Source organism: Synechococcus sp. R6-10 (assembly GCF_047461815.1).
GTDB lineage: Bacteria > Cyanobacteriota > Cyanobacteriia > Thermostichales > Thermostichaceae > Thermostichus.
Window position 1 is genome coordinate 1 of sequence record NZ_JANSHW010000716.1, and the last position, 3,868, is coordinate 3,868.

At 56.3% G+C, this 3,868-nt stretch carries 5 protein-coding genes; 3 read left to right on the forward strand and 2 right to left on the reverse strand.

All coding sequences use genetic code 11. The features are described 5' to 3' along the window. Positions 1–228: 228 nt before the first annotated feature. Entirely contained in the window at positions 229–768 is a 540-nt protein-coding gene (locus tag NW837_RS15495) for a DUF3611 family protein (RefSeq protein WP_414332564.1), read from the forward strand. 338 nt (positions 769–1,106) lie between these two features. On the opposite strand, the gene NW837_RS15500 is transcribed toward NW837_RS15495, so the two are convergent. Beyond that, positions 1,107–1,244: a photosystem II reaction center protein K gene (locus tag NW837_RS15500; RefSeq protein WP_414332566.1), complete on the reverse strand. Its 138-nt coding sequence runs from the start codon at positions 1,242–1,244 to the stop codon at positions 1,107–1,109. Positions 1,245–1,365: 121 nt separating this feature from the next. Continuing rightward, on the reverse strand, positions 1,366–1,611 hold the full coding sequence (gene psaK / locus NW837_RS15505) for a photosystem I reaction center subunit PsaK (RefSeq protein WP_414332568.1): 246 nt from the start codon (positions 1,609–1,611) through the stop codon (positions 1,366–1,368). 356 nt (positions 1,612–1,967) lie between these two features. Between psaK and NW837_RS15510 the strand changes: the two genes are divergently transcribed. Then, a complete protein-coding gene (locus NW837_RS15510) occupies positions 1,968–2,939 on the forward strand; it encodes a fatty acid desaturase (RefSeq protein ID WP_414332570.1) in 972 nt (323 codons plus the stop codon). A 1-nt stretch (position 2,940) separates the two neighbouring features. Next, positions 2,941–3,822 carry a hypothetical protein gene (locus tag NW837_RS15515; RefSeq protein WP_414332572.1) on the forward strand — a complete coding sequence of 294 codons (882 nt, stop codon included), beginning with the start codon at positions 2,941–2,943 and terminating at the stop codon, positions 3,820–3,822. Positions 3,823–3,868 lie beyond the last annotated feature (46 nt).

Below are 3,868 nucleotides of genomic sequence, written 5' to 3' on the forward strand. Positions count from 1 at the left end.
TTGTGGGACTATCAGCTTGCAACGCACCGATATAGTCTGGCTCATGGGCTTATTGTAGTTCATCCAGACTTTGACCAGCAAACCTATATAGAGGAGGGCTTTCCTCCCGACACCAAGCCTGCGGCTATGGTGCGGGCCTCCAGCCCGAAAATTTGGTGACTGGGGCCGGAGAATGAAGATAGGCTGGAAGCGAACGTTGGTGTTCATCCAGGCGAGCGGGGGAAAAAGATGAACGAGCCCATGTCGCCGTCAGTACGGGCGGCTATCGAGCGGATGAAGTCTCGCTTGCGCATGACTCGTCGCTTTGGGTTTTGGTTCCAGGCAATCTTGGGGGCGACGGCGCTGCTGCTGTGGTTTGGCTTTTTAATCGGCCAAAATACCGTCTATCGAGATGACTCGCTGGGGGCTGTCATCGCCTTCTGGTTCACCTTGTTTACATTGCTCACCCTGGCAGCCGGTCTATTTTTCAACTGGCGCTACTTGCTCCACGCGGAGCGCCGCTCAGCTTCTGCCGATGCCTTAAGCCAATTGGATCTGCCCAAGCAGTTGCAGTTGGTCACCTATGTCAGCCTCATTGGGGCCTTCCTTGCTTTGATTGGTATGGAAGCCCAAGTGGGCGAGCTGTTGGCGCGCATGTTTTCCCGCACCCAGGCCAACCAGGTGACAGGAGTGCTGCTGCTGGCCGCCAACATCAACGTGACGTTTGCCCACTTCGTCTGCTTGGCAGGGGTTCTCTGGATTACCGGTGTCCTCGACCGCGAACCCTAGCGCCGGATCCCTGGCCCACCTTTGGGAGTCATGTGGACAGTGGCGAGACGGCTTGTTGTTTTTATAGTCGTTTACAGTCGTTCCAGTTCAGGGCAAGACACCTGAGCTACTGTTTGCGCTAGCGGGACGGAGTCCTTGAAAGGCCTTCTGGCACGGTGCATTTAACGTTTTAGGCGTGGGTGCAGTGTCCTAGTTTGAATCGAAATGACCATAAATGGGCAAAGCAAAGAGCCCCCAACTTGGGAGATAAGCTGGGGGAAGCCCTTTAGGTTTGCTTGAGTTTTCTCCAGACCACCCAGGCCTTTGAGACCTTTGCGACCTCAGTAAAAGCAATGGCTTTACTTAAAGCCCACTGCCGCTTGCCAGACAAAAGCCAGCAGGAAAAACAGAACAGGGATGATCGGCAAAATGTCGATCAGCGGGTCAAACAATTCATAGCCTTCCGGCAAACTGGCCAGGAGCACCATCGCTGACATAGCAACAAACCTCAGGGGAAAATGCGGCTGAAGAAACTGCTTCTTTCAGAATTAAAATAGAGCTTAACATCATCCAGCAGGGATCCGGACTAAGTTCAAGAAATGTAAAGGAAGTGGCGACCTAGAGAACGCCAATGTTGGAGAGGCCCAAAACGACCCCCACCCCCAGCAAGTGGCCAAAACTGGCAACCCCGATGACTTCTGGCCAGGTCATTCCCAGTACCGGCCCAGTCTCTGAGGCCACTCCAGAAGAGGATTTGAAGCTCAGGTAAGCCAGCCCTGTGCAGAGCAGAATAATCACGGCGCTCAGGGGGGACCAGGGGCTGGTTTGAGCGGTCAAAGCCAGCGGCGCGACAACAGGCATCATGGTTTTCGTCCTCACTCAGGTTGACCGACCCTTAGATTACCCCTCCTGCTGGGATCCCCTCGCAATCTGCACATGAATTGCAACAAAACCTCACACTACGGCTTTTCTCCGGCTTCAGGGGCAGTTTGCCGTTGTCGGGATCCTTCAGGAATCCTTGGCCAGGAGAGGAAGGTGCCCCCATGGCTGGGGTTGTGAGGAAAATAAGGCTTGGGCTGAGAAGCTGGGCAGGTCTCTGCCGTATACTAACGAAAGTTAACAAACTTATCTCTTCGATCTCTTTTCGGTGTGATGACTGGGACGCGCTGCCTCGACCCATCCTCTCTGTCTGCACTGTGCGCACCTAAGGATGGCTGCCGATGACTGTTGCTGCTACTGCTGAACCAGCCCAAAAACCTTTCGCATTGCCTCGTGAGCTGTTGGGGCCACCCTCGGAATTTTGGAATCCCACCTTGCTGATGTTTTTGGCTGCGGTGGTGCTTTCGGCCTCTTGCTTTGGCGGGTACGCCTTTTGGCACTGGCCCAAATGGATGGTGTTCTGGCTCAATTTTGTGGCCCTCTATGTTCTGGGCACGGTGATTCACGATGCTTCCCATGGCTCGGCCCACCGCAACCGCTTTCTGAACGAGGCACTCGGACACGGCTCTGCCCTGTTGCAGGGTTTTGTCTATCCCGTCTTTAAGCGGGTACACATGCAGCACCACGCCCACGTCAACCATCCTGAAGACGATCCCGATCACTACGTCTCGACAGGGGGGCCGCTGTGGCTGATCGCGCCGCGGTTTTTCTACCATGAGGTGTTTTTCTTTAAGCGGCAGCTCTGGCGGAAAGGTCGCTGGGATCTGCTGGAGTGGGGCTTGAGTCGGCTGGTGGTTATCCTGACCTTTGGTCTGGCCAGCTACTTCGGCTACACCGACTACATCATGAACTATTGGCTACCCCCTGCCTTTATCATGGGGTTCTTGCTGGGCTTGTTTTTTGACTACCTGCCCCATCGCCCTTTTCAATCCCAAGAGCGGTGGTACAATGCCCGCGTCTATCCCGGATGGCTGACCAACGTTCTGCTGTTGGGGCAAAACTATCACCTGATCCACCATCTCTGGCCTTCTGTTCCCTGGTACAAATACCAAGCAGCCTACTGGGCAGCCAAACCTGAGCTGGACGCGCGCAACTGCCAGCAAACGCTGGGGCTCTGGGAGAAGGGAGAGTTTTGGGGCTTTTTGTACGATGCTCTGATCGGTCTGCACTGGCACAAGCCCACTTCAGCTCACCCCGCTGCGCCAGCCAATCCAGAATCGGAGGGATCCCCTGCGGATCCACAGCTTGGCTAGCATGGTTTGGCCAACGCTGCAAGTCCCGCAGGTGCTGCTGTTTGTGGAAGCGGCCAGCCTGTTGCAGGACTCTAGCCAGGTTTTGTTGCAGGCCGGTCAGGCGACGGCAGATTTGCCGGAGTTGATTGCAGAAGCGCAGGCGCGGGCCGAAGTCCAGGTGCAGCTCCTTGGGATCCCCGCAGACTTGCGGGCACAGGTGCGAGGGATCCTCAGGTTGACCTCGCCCCAAGAGGTGCTGGCCTACTTGCAGGACTTGCTGGACAGGGGATCCGGCCCGGATTTGGAAGCCTTTTTGGAGCAGGCGGGATCCGCCTCTACAGTGCTGCGCTTCCCCCCCCTGTTGGTGGGGGCTGTGGCTCTGCAGGTGTTGCTGGAGCGGTTGGACTTTTCTCCAGAAGAGCGGGCTGTGGTGCAAGCCCAACGGGATCAATGGGAACAGGCCCTGGCGGAATTGGCCATCCACCACAGGGTTTCCCCAGAGCCGCTGCAGGCTGCTGCCGAGACGGTGCTGCGGGCGGCTTCAGCAGAAGAGCTGCTGCAACTGGGTCAGGATCTTTTTCAAGATCTCCAAGATCTCGCTGTTGCTGATTCTGAGCCAGAAGCCGAGCCCCAGGTGGAATTGGCGGGGCCTCTGCTGTTCATGATGGTGGCGGATTACCTGCTGGCCCAAACGGAGTATCCGCTGACCCCGGAGCAGCGGCTGGACTTGCAAACCAATCGCGCCGCGGCAGAAACCCGCTACTTGGCCATGCAAAAGTTGGGCCGCATTGAAAACTTGGCGGAGCAACAGGCTTATATTCGATCCTGGATTGACCAAGCTTCCGTACCGGATTTGCTGCAGGCTTTGGATCGCTTTTTTGCGGCGTCTGAACCCAACTCGTGAGGCCCAGAGATCACCAAAGGTTTGCTATCCCCTATCCTGGAAGCAA